Below are 16,514 nucleotides of genomic sequence, written 5' to 3' on the forward strand. Positions count from 1 at the left end.
GAGCGAGCCTGCTCGCGAATGCGGACTGACATTCAACATTGATGTTGGCTGACTAGACGCCTTCGCGAGCTGGCTCGCTCCCACAGGGGACATGTGTCATTTGATAGTCGAGGCCTGCATGTCTTTCGATCTCGCCGCACGCCTTGCCGCCCGTCGTGCCGAAAACCTCTACCGCCAGCGCCCGCTGCTCGAAAGCCCACAGGGGCCCCAAGTGGTGGTCGATGGCCAGCCGTTGCTGGCGTTCTGTAACAACGACTACCTGGGCCTGGCCAATCATCCGCAAGTGATCGAAGCCTGGCGTGCCGGCGCTTCGAAGTGGGGGGTGGGCGGAGGGGCATCACACCTGGTTATCGGTCATAGCTCCCCGCACCATGCCTTGGAAGAAGCGTTGGCCGACCTGACCGGTCGCCCGCGCGCGTTGCTGTTCACCACCGGCTACATGGCCAACCTCGGCGCGGTCACTGCGCTGGTGGGGCAGGGTGATACGGTGCTCGAAGACCGGCTCAATCATGCGTCGCTGCTCGACGCGGGGCTGTTGTCCGGCGCGCGGTTCAATCGCTACCTGCACAACGACCCGGTGAGCCTGGCCAAACGCCTGGAAAAAGCCACCGGCAATACGCTGGTGGTCACCGACGGCGTGTTCAGCATGGACGGTGATATCGCCGACTTGCCTGCGCTGGCCCGAGAAGCCAAGGCCAAAGGCGCCTGGTTGATGGTCGACGATGCCCATGGTTTTGGACCGCTGGGCGCCAACGGTGGCGGCATCGTCGAACACTTCGGCTTGAGCCAGGATGACGTTCCGGTGCTGGTCGGCACCCTCGGCAAGGCGTTCGGTACGGCGGGTGCCTTTGTCGCTGGCAGCGAAGAGCTGATCGAAAGCCTGATCCAGTTCGCCCGCCCCTACATCTACACCACCAGCCAGCCACCTGCGCTGGCCTGCGCCACGTTGAAAAGCCTGGAACTGCTGCGCAGCGAACACTGGCGCCGCGAGCATTTGCAGACGCTGATCCGCCAGTTCCGCAAAGGTGCCGAGCAGATTGGCCTGGAACTCATGGACAGCTTCACGCCGATCCAGCCAATCATGATCGGTGACGCGGGGCGTGCGGTGCGCCTTTCGCAAATGCTGCGCGAACGCGGGTTGATGGTGACCGCGATTCGCCCGCCGACCGTACCCGCCGGCAGTGCCCGTCTGCGGGTCACGCTGACGGCTGCCCACAGCGAGGTTCAGGTACAGCTATTGTTAAATGGACTGGCCGATTGTTTTCAGCAACTGAAGCCGGAGCCAAGCCATGCGTGATCGTCTGATTCTGCTGCCCGGCTGGGGGCTTGGCGTTTCACCGCTGGAGCCTCTTGCGGCGGCCTTGCGCGGCCTGGATGAGCACCTGCGCGTCGAGATCGAGCCGTTGCCGGAGCTGGGGTCGAGCGATCTTGAAGAGTGGCTCGATGAGCTTGATTCGACGTTGCCGCAAGACGCCTGGCTTGGTGGTTGGTCATTGGGCGGCATGCTGGCGTCCGAGTTGGCGGCGCGTCGTGGTGATCGTTGCTGCGGGTTGCTGACGTTGGCCAGCAATCCCTGTTTTGTGGCTTGGGCCGGTTGGTCCCATGCCATGCACGAAGAGGACTTCAAGGCCTTCCTCAGCGGATGCCGTTTGAATCCGGAGGCGACCTTGAAACGCTTCAGTCTTCTTTGTTCACAAGGCTCCCCCGACCCACGCTCGCTGGCTCGCCTTTTGTTGGCTGGCGCTCCCAAGTCCTCGGCTTCGGCGCTGCTCAGTGGATTGGAGCTGTTGGGTGGGTTGAGTACACGCCAGGCTTTACTGGATTTTCAGGGGCCGCAACTGCATCTGTTCGCCGGCCTCGACGGGTTGGTGCCGGCGGAAGCGGCGGGCGAATTGTTGGCACTGCTGCCGGATGTCGAAATCGGTCTGATTGAACAGGCCAGCCACGCGTTTCTCCTGGAGGATCCCCACGGTGTGGCGGGGGCGATCCAGGCCTTTTTGCATGAGTCTGGTGATGACTGATTTATCCCTTCCCAACCTGCCCGGCGCCTTGCCCGACAAGCGCCAGGTTGCAGCATCATTCTCCCGCGCGGCGGCCAGTTACGACAGCGTGGCCGAGTTGCAGCGTGATGTGGGCAGACAATTGCTCGGGTGCCTGCCGCAGGACTTCGTACCGCAGCGTTGGCTGGACCTTGGCTGTGGCACCGGGCATTTCAGTCGTACCCTGGACGAGCAATTTCCGGGCAGCCATGGTGTGGCGCTGGACATCGCCGAAGGCATGCTCAACCACGCCCGGCCACTGGGCGGTGCCGCGCATTTCGTGGCCGGTGATGCCGAGCGTTTGCCACTGCAGGATTCGACCTGCGACCTGGTCTTCTCCAGCCTGGCCGTGCAGTGGTGCGCGGACTTCGACTCGGTGCTCAGTGAAGCTTTTCGAGTGCTGAAGCCGGGTGGCATTTTCGCGTTTGCTAGTCTGTGTGTAGGGACGTTGTTTGAATTGCGTGACAGCTGGCGCGAAGTCGACGGCATGGTGCACGTCAACCGCTTCCGGGAGTTTGGTGTTTATCAGCAGTTGTGTGCGGCCAGCGGCTTGAATGTGGTCAGTCTGCAAAACCTTGCGCACGTGCTGCATTACCCGGATGTGCGTTGCCTGACCCATGAACTCAAGGCGTTGGGTGCGCACAATCTCAATCCCGGGCGGCCGGGTGGCTTGACCGGCCGGGCGCGGATTCTGGGTCTGATCGAGGCTTACGAACAGTTTCGTCAGGCCCAGGGCCTGCCGGCGACTTATCAAGTGGTGTACGCCGTCTTGGAGAAACCCTTATGAGCGCAGCCTATTTCATCGCCGGTACGGATACCGATGTCGGTAAAACCACGGTCGCTGCGGGGCTGTTGCATGCGGCGCGTTCGGCGGGTTTGAGCACGGCGGCGGGCAAACCGGTCGCGTCCGGTTGCGATGTGACGCCCAAGGGCCTGCGCAACGCCGATGCGCTGGCCTTGCTGGCGGAGTGTTCGCTGCCGCTGACCTATACACAGGTCAATCCGATGGCCTTCGAACCGGCCATTGCCCCGCATCTGGCGGCGCGAGAGGCGGGTGTGGCGCTGACGGTGCAGTCGTTGCTGACGCCGATGCGGCAGATTCTGGGCATGCAGGCGGACTTCACCCTGATCGAAGGCGCCGGCGGCTGGCGCGTACCCTTGGCGGATCAGGACAATCTGTCGGACCTGGCCATCGCATTGAAGCTGCCGGTGATCCTGGTGGTCGGTGTACGCCTGGGGTGTATCAGCCATGCCTTGTTGACCGCCGAAGCGATAGCCCGGGACGGTTTGCAACTGGCGGGATGGGTGGCCAATATCATCGACCCGAAGACCTCGCGGCTGGAAGAAAACCTGGCTACCCTTGCCGAGCGCCTCCCGGCGCCGTGCCTGGGGCGTGTGCCTAAACTCAAGGCCGTTACGGCCGAGGCAGTGGCCGAGCACTTGCAACTGGACCTGTTGGACTGAAGTTTGTCGCATGGGGGTTTTGCCTATGACAAGGCACTGTGCCATTAGTGTTTTTGACGGGTGTTTTGCCGGCCACTCTGCTTCAATGGCCGCTGTTGATCCTTTGAAAGGACGAGTTCTCCCATGGAAATCTCAGGAAACACCGCTTTTTATGCCGGTCTGAGCACCATTCAGACAGGGCAGAACCGTGTCGATCAAGCCGCCGGGCAGATCGCCAACACCACCATCGAGCGTTCGGTCACCAGCCAGTCCTCCGAGGCACAGGTCGATCGTCTGCGATCGGTTGATCGCAGCCAGCAATCGGACCTGGCCAGCAACGTGGCCGAAATGGCCCAAGGCAAGATTCAGGCGGAGCTGGGCGTGAAAGTCGCCAAGGCAGCCGACGAAGTGCTCGGGACGTTGATCGATACCTACGCCTGATTATTTACAGAATCCGCACCCTCCAGCGCCGCGCCTGTTCGCGGCGTTTTTCTGCGTAAGTCTTTCTTGTTCAACTAATCTTTTCGGTGCGGCGGGCTGCTTCGCAAGCGCGGCTGCGTTGTCGCGTGCCTGTGTGTCCAATCCTGCGATGACGAACGGCAAAAGATCGACGCTTGACAAGATTTGGGCGTAAACGTATGTTTCAAACAACTGTTTGATCGCAACAACAAATCCATGCGGTCGTTCATTCCCGGTTACATCAGCAGAGGTTTATCGCTATGCCTGACTACAAGGCCCCCTTGCGTGATATTCGCTTCGTTCGTGACGAGCTGCTCGGCTACGAAGCGCACTATCAGAGCCTTCCGGCTTGTGCCGACGCAACTCCGGACATGGTTGACGCCATTCTCGAGGAAGGCGCCAAGTTTTGTGAGCAGGTACTGGCTCCGCTGAACCGCGTGGGCGACATCGAGGGTTGCACCTGGAGCGAGTCCGGCGTCAAGACCCCGACTGGCTTCAAGGAAGCCTACAAGCAATTCGTCGAAGGTGGCTGGCCGAGCCTGGCTCACGACGTAGAGCACGGTGGCCAAGGCCTGCCGGAGTCCTTGGGTCTGGCGATCAGCGAAATGGTTGGCGAGTCCAACTGGTCGTGGGGCATGTACCCAGGCCTCTCGCACGGTGCGATGAACACCATCTCCGAGCACGGCACCCCTGAGCAGCAAGAGGCTTACCTGACCAAGCTGGTTTCCGGCGAGTGGACCGGCACCATGTGCCTGACCGAGCCGCATTGCGGCACCGACCTGGGCATGCTGCGCACCAAGGCCGAGCCTCAGGCCGACGGTTCCTACAAGGTTTCCGGCACCAAGATCTTCATCTCGGCCGGTGAACACGACATGGCCGATAACATCGTCCACATCGTACTGGCCCGCCTGCCGGATGCACCGGCTGGCACCAAAGGCATCTCCCTGTTCATCGTGCCGAAGTTCATGCCGAACGCCGATGGTTCGGTTGGCGCGCGTAACGCTGTGTCCTGTGGTTCCCTGGAACACAAGATGGGCATCCACGGCAACGCCACCTGCGTGATGAACTTCGACGGCGCCACCGGTTTCCTGATCGGCCCGGCGAACAAAGGCCTGAACTGCATGTTCACCTTCATGAACACCGCACGCCTGGGTACCGCGCTGCAAGGCCTGGCCCACGCCGAAGTCGGTTTCCAGGGCGGCCTGAAATACGCTCGCGACCGTCTGCAGATGCGCTCGCTGACTGGCCCGAAAGCGCCGGACAAAGCCGCTGACCCGATCATCGTGCACCCTGACGTACGCCGCATGCTGTTGACCATGAAGGCCTTCGCCGAAGGCAACCGTGCGATGGTTTACTTCACCGCCAAGCAGGTCGACATCGTCAAGTACGGCGTGGACGAAGAAGAGAAGAAGAAAGCTGACGCACTGTTGGCGTTCATGACGCCAATCGCCAAGGCCTTCATGACCGAAGTCGGTTTCGAATCGGCTAACCACGGCGTGCAGATCTATGGCGGCCACGGCTTCATCGCCGAGTGGGGCATGGAGCAGAACGTCCGCGACAGCCGCATCTCGATGCTGTACGAAGGCACCACCGGTATCCAGGCACTCGACCTGCTGGGCCGTAAAGTGCTGATGACCCAAGGCGAGGCTCTTAAGGGCTTCACCAAGATCGTCCACAAGTTCTGCCAGACCAACGAAGGCAACGAAGCGGTTCAAGAGTTCGTCGCTCCGTTGGCTGCACTGAACAAGGAATGGGGCGAGCTGACCATGAAGGTCGGTATGGCTGCCATGAAAGATCGCGAAGAAGTTGGCGCGGCCTCCGTGGACTACCTGATGTACTCCGGTTACGCCTGCCTGGCCTACTTCTGGGCTGACATGGCACGCCTGGCTGCCGAGAAACTGGCTGCCGGCACTTCCGAAGAGGCGTTCTACACCGCCAAGCTGCAGACTGCGCGCTTCTACTTCCAGCGCATCCTGCCGCGTACCCGCACTCACGTCGCAACCATGCTGTCGGGCGCCAACAACCTGATGGACATGAAAGAAGAGAACTTCGACCTGGGCTACTAAGCCTTAACTTCAAAAAAGCCGCCGCTTCCTCCGGGAGCGGCGGTTTTTTTTTCGCGGTGGTCAGGCCTTGCTCACCATGGCGTCGGGTCGAGAGGGCCGACGCCAGTCGGGGTGCCCACGCCTTCTCCGTTACGTATGAACGGCAGGTGCCAGAAGTCGTTCGGGACGACGGGATCGCCAGGCTTGACGCCTTCCGGAAAGATGAACTCGAACACCGGCGCCACATACTGTCCGGCAATCAGTCCATTGGCGACGGTCAGCCTGCTCGCGTTCTGGATGCAACTGTCCACGCCGACCTGGGACAAGCTTAGCTGTGGAACGCAAAGTGACCGCGCAACGACGCGCAAGGTACGTGTCGGCTGGCTAAGTAGCCCGGTGGGCGCTTTGGTCGCGCGTAATCTGGCGCGTTGTGGCTGTGGGCCCGTGTTCTGTGTGGTAATACCGCCCGAGGCTCCCAGGCAACTGGCCGCAAGGCCCAGCGCAGGGTTGCACTCACCTGTCATCTCATAGGGTGTCGCCCAGCGATTGGTTTGCACACCTGTCGATGGATTGACATCGATCAGATAGATGTCGACCGGGGTCTGGATGTCGGTGGTGGAGGCTTCAAGGAAAATCCGGTCCTGCGTCTCCTGGGCTACTCCGTTGATGGCCGTTGCGGCCGGGTCGGCCGTACCGATGCCAAACTCCCCGATAGCCAGGTAGCTGGGCTGCGAACCAGGCTGAGTGTAGATCCCGACATTCGCCTCGATCGTGTGTGCAGAGATGAAGTCCGGGAGGCCCGTTGTTGCTGACTTGAACAGAGTACCGGACCAGCTGATGAAGTCGCCGACTTCGAAGGGTGCCTGTTGTGTCGGGTCGGAGTCCGTCGCCGTGCGTGTAGCATCGCTGAATCTCTTCATGACGTACTGGCTGCAATAGACCTGCCCCACCGCTGGACCCGAGAGCTCTCCACTGGCCGGAGGCGTGACGCCGGCCTGGCTGAAGTTGCGGCAGTTGTTGGTCGTGGTCGGGGTGACCACTTTTGGCCGGTTTTTCTGTGGGCAGAGCGCATCGTCCCCGGAAATCGTGCGCGGCACGCACATCGGGTAGCCGGTGGCGGCATGGATGGTCGGGTTGGCATCATCGACGGAGAAGCGTGGGTCGGGGCTTTGGGCACGGCCAAAACGTCCAGTCGGATCGTTGATCTGAATGATCGTGGGTTGCGTCGGGTTCCCGCTGTCAACTTCGAGGTTGCCATTGGTGTAGTCGATCCGGGTGATGATACCGCTACCCGCATTGACTGATTGCTGGGAGACAAAGATCAGCCCGGCAATTTGCTTGTTGGAGACAGTATTACCTACCACATGGATCTCGAACGAGGGGTAGGCTGCCGGTGATTTTCCGAGCGCCAGCGTTCCACCCCTGACGAAGTCGGCCCAGGTCAGGGTATTGGCCGGCATCTGCATAACGGTGTTGCAAGGGACAACAATCGTGACGCCGTTCAACTGGACGGTCCCCCCAAAGCGGCCCGGGTTGCTGGTATTGGGGCAATTCGCATTGGTGGTGTCCAGGGTCATGTTTTGGATAAAACCGGTAACGTCAAACCCATGAATCGCAGTCGGGTTTGTAAAAATCGGATCGGGCAGTGTGGGTGTCGTGAACGGCGAGGGCAAACCCGGGGGCTTGGCAGTCCCGCCGCCACCGCCACCGCCACCGCCAGCTCCGTTTTTGGCAAATGCATCTCCACCACCAATGGCCAGTGCGACAGCGACGGCACTGGCGAGCAGAGCATGGCGACTGAAGATGCGGTTGAATCGTTTGTGAGGCAGCAGCGGTATGGCGAGCGTTTTTTCGAACAAAGATAAGCTCATGGCTCACTCCAGAATCTTGCAGGACCAATTGCCGGCCGATCGAGATCGCGGATCTGCTGATGCGCTGAATCCTGCGCAAGAAAAACGCAAAGCCGTGAGTGTCGAATGGGGGCTCGATCCGGCGGGATAAGTGCCTGTGTACTGTCGTCACTTGCCGTTCGGATGCTTTCACCTGCGTTGCGTTGGCCGGTTACGGACGCAAACGCGAGAGACATTTCCTTGAGCCTGAGGGGCTCATAGCAGTAGTCGTGCCTGATTGGTTAAGTCGCTTGTTAGCCAGCAAAAATGCGGGCTGCGCTGATGTTGGTGGTATACACATAGTTATATGTTAAGTGGTTAACGCCAAAGTGGGTGGGGATATATACCCAAGTTTGGAGTGGTGTGAAAAATTTTAGTAAGTGTCTCCATTGGTTTTGATTGAGAAGTGTTGCCTGTTAAATACTACTAAGGTCTTATGTGTGCAGGAAGGGGTGTTGAAGAAGATGATGAAAGAATAGGCTTGTATTGGCGGTATGAATAAAAAAGGTAATAGCTAGCGCAGTACAACTTGCGCACGAATGGATTTTATATGCCTGATAGACGGTTCTATTGGCTGGCGATGCGGTTTTTTACAGGTGTTTTTTAAAGTACCGCTTTCACCGGGGTGTTTGGATTGGCAAATACTCTGCCAGGTTCAAGAAACGCAGTCTGGTGGCGTGATGCCCTTTAAATGCTGGCTTTAGAGACCGTTGGTGATCGCCTGATGCGGGCTGTTTGGGGAATTACACCCAATAATGGGGTGAGGTTTAACCATAACTGAGGAATAGTGCGCAGTTCCTGTTGTTTGTAGGGTTTATTGATTTGGCTTAAATAAAAATATTGAAATTTTCATGTTGAAATATTTTATTGCGGCTAGAGTTGCATCAAGCGCTACCCCAGTGGTGCGAAATATCATTCTTTAAAATGGCCCGAGCCACGAGAGTGCTTTGCCAGTCAGGTCTCGCATTGCCCATGCAACTTCAAGTTGATGTGGTTACTCCAGCGAGCAGCAAGATTCATGGCGATGAACTCATCTCGCAACAGGGCAACCGCGGAGCCTGACTACTCCGTACTGAATCGGGAACGTCGTCATGTTTAAGTATTTGAGCATCTTTCGAACCACCTGCTTGCCCCGTGCGATGTTGATGACACTCTTTGCCATGGGCCTGCCCGTCATGAGCGTTTGGGCCGCAGACCCGGTCGTTCCGGCCGTGCCGGACGTGCCCAGCCTGCAGTCACTGCGCGGCATGACGCCTCCCGACCCTTCAGGAACCGAAGGCGGGCGCAAGGTCGACCTGATGGCCGACTACGTGCTCAATCGCTCAGCGGCCGTTTTCCTGGGCAAGGCACTGTTCTGGGACATGGAGATCGGCAGTGACGGCTCCACCGCTTGCGCGTCTTGCCACTTCCACGCGGGTGTCGATCATCGCACCACCAACCAGATCAACCCGGGCCAGGCGAACACCAACGCGAACGTCTCGTCGATCTTCAACAAGCCGTTTACCGCGTCGGATATTCCGGGCGACGTGCCGAGCTACACCACCAGGTCCGGTGGCAAAGGCGGTCCGAACTACCTGCTGAAGAAAAGTGACTTCCCGACCCACGTGCTGGCCGATCCGCTGGATCGCAACTCGGCGATTGTCTATTCAAGCGATGATGTGATCGGCTCCCAAGGCGTGTTCGACGCCAACTTCGTCAAGCCCAATCAGTCGCGGTTCGACAAGTGCATTCAGCAACCAGACGGTATCTTCCAGGTGGGCGGTATCAATGTTCGCCGTAGCACAGGGCGTAACGCACCGACGGTGATCAACGCTGCGTTCAACGTGCGCAACTTCTGGGATGGCCGGGCCAACAACGTATTCAACGGTTTCTCACCGTTCGGCAATCGCGACCCTGACGCCGGGATTTTCGTGACGAGCGATCGCAGTGGCGTGGCGACCAAAGTCAGGCTGGCGCTCAAGGATGCTTCCGCCGCCTCGCAAGCGGTAGGGCCGCCCGGCAGCCCGGTGGAAATGTCCTGCGGTGGGCGTACCTTCGCCGACATTGGCCGGCGCATGCTCGATACCTTGATACTCAAACAGCAACGGATCTCGTCAACCGACTCAGTACTCGGGCCGGTGTCCCGCGGCCGTCGGCCGACTTACCGTGAACTGATCAAGAACGCGTTCCAGCCGCGTTTGTGGAATGCCACGCAGCAGGTCTTGTTGGGCGACGCCCCCTACACTCAGATGGAGGCGAACTTCCCGCTGTTCTTCGGGCTGGCGATTCAGATGTATGAGTCCACGCTGATCTCGGACCAGGCGCCGCTGGATGCTTATTTGCAGGGCGATCATGCGGCCATGAACGACCAGCAGGTCCAGGGCATGAATCTGTTCCTGGGCAAGGGCAAGTGCGTCAGTTGCCACGGCGGCGCGGAATTGACCAACGCCGGCAGCCGCTTGCTGTTCCATCCTCGGGAACGGATCGAACGCATGGTCATGGCCGACAACCTCACGACGCTCTATGACAACGGCTTCTACAACACCGGGGTGCGTCCGACCTCGGAAGACCTGGCGCTCGGCGGGGCGGATGCCTGGGGCAATCCGTTGTCTTTCACTCGCGAGTACAACACCGTACTCCAGGGCGGCCAGATCCCTGACCCGCTGGAAGTTGATGTGTGCACCTTCGAAGTGCCTTTGAGCCCGGCCATCCCTTGTGATGCGACGCTCAAGCCCAATGTCGGTTTTCGCGATGCGGTCGATGGCGCCTTCAAGACACCGACCTTGCGCAATATCGCGTTGACCGGACCGTATTTCCACAACGGCAGTCGCGCAACGCTGCAACAGGTGATGGAGTTCTACAACCGCGGCGGCGACCGGCGTGGTGAAGATGCCAGCAACACCAGTGGCTTCGAGCACCCGGCGGTCAACCAGCACAACGGCTCGAACCTCGATCCGGACATGACTCGGCTGAACCTCACCCCGGTTGAAGTGGATGCGCTGGTCAAGTTCATGGAAGTCGGGCTGACCGACCCTCGGGTCGCGTGGGAACGGGCGCCGTTTGACCATCCATCGCTGGTACTGCCACAGGGCGAAAAGGGTGATGAAAACTCGGTCGGGCAAAAACCGGCCAGTCCGAAGATCACTACCCGGCAGGCGCAGGACGCCGAAATTGAGCTCAATCCGGTCGGTGCCGAAGGTCGCGCAGCGCTGGAAGGGCCGCTGCAACCGTTCAACAACGACCTGTAACTGTATTTGCCCTTGCGTCACTGGCGGCTGATGGCTGCCAGTGACGACTTTTTACAAATACCTCAGTATTTCACTCAGTAAATCGGGGGGGCTGCCGTTAAAGTGGTGGGCACATTGCCATCTATTGATCTGACGGGTCGGAGCTTTACCCTTGCCGCGCTCATCTGCTGTACGTTTCAGTCATTTCCTGCCGTCATTAGTACTGTTACTGGCGGGGCTTGCGGCTGCTTACATCAAGGATCTGAACGTCTTCTTCACGTCGCTGTTCAACGTGCTGCCTACCCTGGTGCTGTTGCTCGGTGGTGCCTATTGCGCGGTGTACCGACGCCAGCGTGAACTGTTTCTGATGGTCACGGTGTACATCGCCTACTTCCTGCTCGACACCCAGACCGACTATTACCGCGACAACGGCAAGGTGCGTGACGATGCCGCCGTGGTCTTTCATTTGTGTTGCCTGCTGCTGCCGCTGCTGTTTGGCGTGTTCGCGGCGTGGCAGGAACGTACCCATCTGTTCCAGGACATGGTGGCACGCTTCGCGGTTTTGCTCGCGGTCGGCAGCGTGACGCTGGCGCTTGAGCAAAGTTATCCACACGCGCTGCTGATCTGGCTGTCGGAGATTCGCTGGCCTGCCTTGCATGGCGCCTGGATGAGCCTGATCCAGTTGTCCTATCCGGTGTTCATTGCGGCGTTCCTGCTGCTGGCCTGGCAATACTGGCGCAACCCGCGCCCGCTCCATGCCGCGCAATTGGTGGGGCTGCTCGGGTTGTTCTGGATGTTGCCGAAAACCTTCATCCTGCCGTTCACGCTGAACATCATGTGCAGCCAGGTGATGCTGATGATCGCCGCCGCCGTTGCCCACGAAGCCTATCAAATGGCCTTCCGCGACGAACTGACCGGGCTGCCGGGCCGTCGTGCGCTGAATGAACGCATGCAACGGTTGGGGCGCAACTACGTGCTTGCCATGAGCGACGTCGACCACTTCAAGAAATTCAACGACACCCACGGCCACGACGTCGGCGACCAGGTGCTGCGACTGGTGGCCAGCAAACTGTCGAAAATCGGCGGTGGCGGTAAGGCTTATCGCTACGGCGGTGAGGAGTTCGCCCTAGTGTTTGCAGGCAAGACCCTCGAAGAGTGCATGCCGCATCTTGAAGTGATCCGCGAGTCCATCGCCACTTACAACATTCAATTGCGAAACCAGGAAAATCGCCCGCAGGACGATCAGCAGGGGCGCCAGCGGCGTGCCGGTTCCGGTGCGTCGAGTGTGTCGGTGACGGTCAGTATCGGCGTCGCCGAGCGGATCGATCAGCGCACCCCCGAAGAGGTGCTCAAGTCCGCTGACCAGGCGCTCTACAGCGCCAAAGGCGCCGGGCGCAACTGCGTGATGGCGTTCGGGCAGAACCGCCGTGGCGCCGTGCGCATGGACGCCGCTACGGTTGAGTGATGATGGCGCATTCAGCGAGCGCAAAGTGATTGTGAGGCGTGGTCGGCAGCAGTAGGTTGGAGAAATCTGCCGACGGAGAATGACCATGCCCGAGTACAAAGCTCCCTTGCGCGACATGCGCTTTCTGATCGACCACGTCTTCGACTTTCACCGCAACTACGCCGCACTGGGGGCCACCGATGCCAGCCCGGACATGGTCAATGCGATCCTCGAAGAAGGGGCGAAGTTCTGCGAAAACGTACTGTCGCCGCTCAACCGCAGCGGCGATGAAGAAGGCTGCCATTTCGACAATGGCGTGGTCACCACACCCGCGGGCTTCAAGCAGGCATTCGCTCAATATGTCGCGGGCGGCTGGCATGGCCTGGCGGCGGATCCGCTTTACGGTGGTCAAGGGTTGCCGATCTCTCTGGGCCTGGTGATCAGCGAGATGGTGGGGTCCAGCAACACCTCATGGGGCATGTACCCCGGCCTGACCCACGGTGCGATGTCGGCGATTCACGCCCATGGCACCGAGGCGCAAAAGCAGACCTATTTGAAGAAGCTCACCGCTGGCCAATGGACCGGCACCATGTGCCTGACCGAAGCCCATTGCGGCACCGACCTGGGCATCATCAAGACCCGCGCCGTACCTGCGGCCGATGGCAGCTACGCGATCTCCGGCAGCAAGATCTTCATCTCCGCCGGCGAGCACGACATGAGCGCCAACATCATTCACCTGGTGCTGGCCAAATTGCCGGACGCACCGGCCGGGACCAAGGGCATTTCGCTGTTCATCGTGCCCAAGTTCCTGCCCGATGCGGCGGGCGAAGCGGGCGAGCGCAACGGCGTGTCCTGCGGCTCGATCGAACACAAAATGGGCATCAAGGCCTCGGCCACCTGCGTGCTGAACTTCGACGAGGCCAAGGGCTTCTTGATCGGCGAGCCGAACAAGGGCCTCAACTGCATGTTCACCATGATGAACCACGCGCGGCTGGGTACCGGCATGCAGGGGCTGTGTCTGGGGGAGGCGAGCTTCCAGGGCGCGATCAAATACGCCAACGACCGTTTGCAGATGCGCTCGTTGACCGGCCCGAAAGCGCCGGAAAAAGCCGCCGATCCGATCATCGTGCACCCTGATGTGCGGCGGATGTTACTGACCATGAAAGCCTTCAACGAAGGCAACCGCGCGCTGACCTACTTCACCGCGCAGTTGCTCGACGTTGCCCACCTGAGCCCGGATGAAACAGCGCGCCAGGACGCCGAAGATTTGTTGGCGTTTCTCACGCCGATCTGCAAAGCCTTCATGACCGACACCGGTCTGGAGGTGACCAACCACGGCATGCAGGTGTTTGGCGGCCACGGGTTCATTCGCGAATGGGGAATGGAACAACTGGTGCGCGACTGCCGGATTGCGCCGATCTATGAGGGTACCAACGGCATTCAGGCGCTGGACTTGCTGGGGCGCAAGGTGCTCGGCAGTCAGGGCAAGCTGTTGCGCGGCTTCACCAAAATCGTCCACAAGTTCTGCGCGGCGAACGCCGAGCATCCACAACTGGCCGGGTATGTGGCGCAGCTCAATCAACTGAACCAGCAGTGGGGTGAGTTGACTACCAAGGTCGGTATGGCAGCGATGAAAAACCCTGACGAGGTCGGTGCCGCGTCGGTGGATTACCTGATGTACAGCGGTTACATCATCCTCGGCTACCTGTGGTTGCGCATGGCGCTGGTGGCTCAGGCGCAGCTCGATGCGGGCAGCGACGATGGCGATTTCTGCCGGGGCAAACTGGCGACCAACGAGTTTTACTTCAAGCGTCTGCTGCCACGCACTGCCGCTCATCGTGCGGCCATAGAGGCGGGTAGTGATTGTCTGATGCAACTGCCGGCGGAGTTGTTTGCGCTTTAGTCATATAAATCCGTTACAAAGAAGCTCGCCTTGCGCGGGCTTTTTTGTTGATGACTAAAAATAACAAAATGGTCATGAGTTGACCCTATGTGTCGCAAAAGTTGTTGGGTTACACTCCGACCCAACGAAAATACTCTTCCTGTGAATCACCTGTATAGATCTTGCGAGGTTTGCCATGGCTGACTACAAAGCGCCCCTGCGCGATATGCGCTTCGTCCTCAATGAAGTTTTCGAGGTCGCCAAACTCTGGGCCGAACTGCCTGCACTGGCTGAAACCGTGGATGCAGAAACGGTCGAAGCCATCCTGGAAGAAGCCGGCAAAGTCACCAGCAAAAGCATCGCACCGCTGAGCCGTGCCGCTGACGAAGAAGGTTGCCATTGGGCGGACGGTGCCGTCACCACGCCGGCAGGTTTCCCACAGGCCTATCAGACCTACGCGGAAGGCGGCTGGGTCGGTGTCGGTGGCGATCCGTCCTACGGCGGCATGGGCATGCCCAAAGCCGTTTCGGCCCAGGTCGAAGAAATGGTCAACTCCGCCAGCCTGTCGTTCGGCTTGTACCCGATGCTGACCGCTGGCGCTTGCCTGTCGATCAACGCCCACGCCAGCGAAGAGCTGAAAGCCGCGTACCTGCCGAACATGTACGCCGGCATCTGGGCCGGTTCCATGTGCCTGACCGAGCCGCACGCCGGTACAGACCTGGGAATCATCCGTACCAAGGCAGAGCCTCAGGCCGACGGTTCCTACAAGGTCAGCGGCACCAAGATTTTCATCACCGGTGGCGAACACGACCTGACCGAAAACATCATCCACCTGGTGCTGGCCAAGCTGCCGGATGCACCGGCGGGGCCGAAAGGCATTTCGCTGTTCCTGGTACCCAAGTTCATGGTCAATGCCGATGGCAGCCTGGGCGCGCGCAACCCGGCGAACTGTGGCTCGATCGAGCACAAGATGGGCATCCAGGCGTCCGCGACCTGCGTGATGAACTTCGATGAAGCCGTGGGTTACCTGGTCGGCGAGCCAAACAAGGGCCTGGCGGCGATGTTCACCATGATGAACTACGAGCGTCTGGGCGTCGGTATTCAGGGCCTGGCCACGGGCGAGCGCTCGTACCAGAACGCTGTGGAATACGCCCGTGACCGTCTGCAAAGCCGTTCGCCGACCGGTGCACAGAACAAGGACAAAGTCGCTGACCCGATCATCGTCCACCCGGACGTGCGTCGCATGCTGCTGACCATGAAAGCTTCGAACGAAGGGGGCCGTGCGTTCTCCACCTACGTGGCGATGCAACTGGACACCGCCAAGTTCAGCGAAGACGCCACCACCCGCAAGCGTGCGGAAGACCTGGTGGCATTGCTGACCCCGGTGGCCAAGGCGTTCCTGACCGACCTCGGCCTGGAAACCACCGTACACGGCCAGCAGATCTTCGGCGGCCACGGTTACATCCGTGAGTGGGGCCAGGAGCAACTGGTGCGTGACGTACGCATCACCCAGATCTACGAAGGCACCAACGGCATTCAGGCGCTGGACCTGGTCGGGCGCAAGATCGTCGGTAGCGGCGGGGCGTTCTACAATCTGTTCGCCGACGAGATTCGTCACTTCACGGCGACCGCCAGCGCGGACCTCGCCGAGTTCACCAAGCCGCTGAACGACGCGGTGACCACCCTCGATGAACTGACCGCATGGCTGCTTGACCGAGCGAAGAGCAATCCGAACGAAATCGGCGCGGCGTCAGTCGAGTATCTACAGGTGTTCGGCTACGTGGCGTACGCCTACATGTGGGCCCTGATGGCCAAGGCGGCTTTCGGCAAGGAAGCGCAAGACGATTTCTACGCCAGCAAACTGGGCACGGCGCGGTTCTATTTCGCCCGCCTGCTGCCGCGCATTCACTCGTTGAGCGCGTCGGTGAAGGCCGGTAGTGAATCGTTGTTCCTGCTGGATGCAGGACAATTCTGATGAAGTAACGTTATGTAAGCATTCTCTTACATAACGTGCTGCTGTTCTCCCATAGATGCAAATTGGATCCACAGCTAATCTACTTCTCATGGACGTAGCGCAGGAAGCGCAAAGCAACAACAGGGACACGTA

The 16,514-nt window shown here is 59.8% G+C and carries 11 protein-coding genes; 10 read left to right on the forward strand and 1 reads right to left on the reverse strand.

Going from position 1 to position 16,514, the window contains the following annotated elements:
• Window positions 1-118 precede the first annotated feature (118 nt).
• The 6 genes from bioF (at window position 119) to VC35_RS09355 (ending at window position 6,007) form a co-directional block, all read left to right on the forward strand.
• On the forward strand, window positions 119-1,297 hold the full coding sequence (gene bioF, locus VC35_RS09330) for an 8-amino-7-oxononanoate synthase (RefSeq protein ID WP_046039424.1): 1,179 nt from the start codon (window positions 119-121) through the stop codon (window positions 1,295-1,297).
• On the forward strand, window positions 1,290-2,021 hold the full coding sequence (locus tag VC35_RS09335) for an alpha/beta fold hydrolase (protein WP_046039426.1): 732 nt from the start codon (window positions 1,290-1,292) through the stop codon (window positions 2,019-2,021). The genes bioF and VC35_RS09335 overlap by 8 nt, the downstream gene beginning before the upstream one ends.
• Complete coding sequence (gene bioC / locus VC35_RS09340) at window positions 2,014-2,826, forward strand: malonyl-ACP O-methyltransferase BioC (protein ID WP_046039428.1); 813 nt, start codon at window positions 2,014-2,016, stop codon at window positions 2,824-2,826. Before VC35_RS09335 ends, bioC begins: the two co-directional genes overlap by 8 nt.
• Window positions 2,823-3,503, forward strand: coding sequence for a dethiobiotin synthase (bioD, locus tag VC35_RS09345; RefSeq protein WP_046039429.1), 681 nt, complete (start codon window positions 2,823-2,825; stop codon window positions 3,501-3,503). The genes bioC and bioD overlap by 4 nt, the downstream gene beginning before the upstream one ends.
• Window positions 3,504-3,626: 123 nt before the next feature.
• Window positions 3,627-3,923, forward strand: coding sequence for a hypothetical protein (locus tag VC35_RS09350; RefSeq protein ID WP_046039431.1), 297 nt, complete (start codon window positions 3,627-3,629; stop codon window positions 3,921-3,923).
• Between the two features lie 278 nt (window positions 3,924-4,201).
• Window positions 4,202-6,007 carry a phenylacyl-CoA dehydrogenase gene (locus tag VC35_RS09355; RefSeq protein WP_008051571.1) on the forward strand — a complete coding sequence of 602 codons (1,806 nt, stop codon included), beginning with the start codon at window positions 4,202-4,204 and terminating at the stop codon, window positions 6,005-6,007.
• A 71-nt stretch (window positions 6,008-6,078) separates the two neighbouring features.
• On the opposite strand, the gene VC35_RS09360 is transcribed toward VC35_RS09355, so the two are convergent.
• A complete protein-coding gene (locus tag VC35_RS09360) occupies window positions 6,079-7,857 on the reverse strand; it encodes a hypothetical protein (RefSeq protein ID WP_046039432.1) in 1,779 nt (592 codons plus the stop codon).
• Window positions 7,858-8,966: 1,109 nt separating this feature from the next.
• Here VC35_RS09360 and VC35_RS09365 point away from each other — a divergent pair.
• The 4 genes from VC35_RS09365 (at window position 8,967) to VC35_RS09380 (ending at window position 16,382) form a co-directional block, all read left to right on the forward strand.
• A complete protein-coding gene (locus VC35_RS09365) occupies window positions 8,967-11,102 on the forward strand; it encodes a cytochrome-c peroxidase (RefSeq protein WP_223465312.1) in 2,136 nt (711 codons plus the stop codon).
• A 151-nt stretch (window positions 11,103-11,253) separates the two neighbouring features.
• On the forward strand, window positions 11,254-12,546 hold the full coding sequence (locus VC35_RS09370; protein ID WP_046039434.1) for a GGDEF domain-containing protein: 1,293 nt from the start codon (window positions 11,254-11,256) through the stop codon (window positions 12,544-12,546).
• 85 nt (window positions 12,547-12,631) lie between these two features.
• Window positions 12,632-14,428: an acyl-CoA dehydrogenase C-terminal domain-containing protein gene (locus VC35_RS09375; RefSeq protein ID WP_046039435.1), complete on the forward strand. Its 1,797-nt coding sequence runs from the start codon at window positions 12,632-12,634 to the stop codon at window positions 14,426-14,428.
• A gap of 175 nt (window positions 14,429-14,603) precedes the next feature.
• Window positions 14,604-16,382 (forward strand): acyl-CoA dehydrogenase C-terminal domain-containing protein, encoded by a 1,779-nt coding sequence (locus tag VC35_RS09380; protein ID WP_046039437.1) that lies wholly within the window; start codon window positions 14,604-14,606, stop codon window positions 16,380-16,382.
• The last annotated feature ends 132 nt before the right edge of the window (window positions 16,383-16,514 follow it).

This window comes from Pseudomonas fluorescens (assembly GCF_000967965.1).
Lineage (GTDB): Bacteria > Pseudomonadota > Gammaproteobacteria > Pseudomonadales > Pseudomonadaceae > Aquipseudomonas > Aquipseudomonas grandcourensis.

Coding starts and splice junctions, on each gene's coding strand:
- bioF (WP_046039424.1), top strand. CDS start 119: ATGTCTTTCGATCTCGCCGCACGCCTTGCCGCCCGTCGTGCCGAAAAC.
- VC35_RS09335 (WP_046039426.1), top strand. CDS start 1,290: ATGCGTGATCGTCTGATTCTGCTGCCCGGCTGGGGGCTTGGCGTTTCA.
- bioC (WP_046039428.1), top strand. CDS start 2,014: ATGACTGATTTATCCCTTCCCAACCTGCCCGGCGCCTTGCCCGACAAG.
- bioD (WP_046039429.1), top strand. CDS start 2,823: ATGAGCGCAGCCTATTTCATCGCCGGTACGGATACCGATGTCGGTAAA.
- VC35_RS09350 (WP_046039431.1), top strand. CDS start 3,627: ATGGAAATCTCAGGAAACACCGCTTTTTATGCCGGTCTGAGCACCATT.
- VC35_RS09355 (WP_008051571.1), top strand. CDS start 4,202: ATGCCTGACTACAAGGCCCCCTTGCGTGATATTCGCTTCGTTCGTGAC.
- VC35_RS09360 (WP_046039432.1), bottom strand. CDS start 7,857: ATGAGCTTATCTTTGTTCGAAAAAACGCTCGCCATACCGCTGCTGCCT.
- VC35_RS09365 (WP_223465312.1), top strand. CDS start 8,967: ATGTTTAAGTATTTGAGCATCTTTCGAACCACCTGCTTGCCCCGTGCG.
- VC35_RS09375 (WP_046039435.1), top strand. CDS start 12,632: ATGCCCGAGTACAAAGCTCCCTTGCGCGACATGCGCTTTCTGATCGAC.
- VC35_RS09380 (WP_046039437.1), top strand. CDS start 14,604: ATGGCTGACTACAAAGCGCCCCTGCGCGATATGCGCTTCGTCCTCAAT.